2 protein-coding genes are annotated in these 447 nt (G+C 69.8%); both read left to right on the top strand.

Annotated features, from left to right (window positions below; genetic code table 11):
* The first annotated feature begins 13 nt into the window (after window positions 1–13).
* The gene (locus SOP85_RS31570; protein ID WP_442967969.1) at window positions 14–148 is read left to right on the top strand and encodes a hypothetical protein; all 135 of its coding nucleotides are present in this window, start codon (window positions 14–16) and stop codon (window positions 146–148) included.
* A partial coding sequence (locus tag SOP85_RS31155) for a hypothetical protein (protein ID WP_323629427.1) occupies window positions 145–447 on the top strand: 303 nt, incomplete at its 3' end. The genes SOP85_RS31570 and SOP85_RS31155, both read left to right, overlap by 4 nt.

Here is a 447-nt window from a genome sequence, read left to right as displayed (position 1 = left end):
AGCTGGCTTGACGGTGCTCCCCGAGATCCGCCGAGCCGGTATCGGCCGACGCCTCCTGCAGGCCGTGATCGAGGCCGTCGAGACACTCGACGTCCGCTCCCTTGACAGCGTGGTGAACGCCCGCATACATGAAGGGGCGCTCCTGTGAGAACCCAGCCGGAAGCTGACGGCCCAGCAGCCCAGACGACGACTCCTCCCTGGCACTGGCCAGCCCCCACCACGGGCAGCCCCGCCTGGACACGCCTGGCCCAATGGACCGCGGACGGACACCATCTGCTCCACGGCTCCGGGACCGCCGGCCTGGGTCGCCTTGAGCCCCGCGCTCCGCTGGACCACAGCCCGGACGAGTACTCCAAGCGCACCGCGGTGTTCGCCACCGAGGACCTAACCTGGGCCATCGCCTACGCCGTACGCGCGTCTGACTGCCCGCAGTTTCTCAACGCCTGC

The organism is Pseudomonas sp. YuFO20, from assembly GCF_035064975.1.
GTDB classification, from domain to species: domain Bacteria; phylum Pseudomonadota; class Gammaproteobacteria; order Pseudomonadales; family Pseudomonadaceae; genus Aquipseudomonas; species Aquipseudomonas putida_AE.
This window is presented reverse-complemented; position numbering and strand designations above follow the sequence as displayed.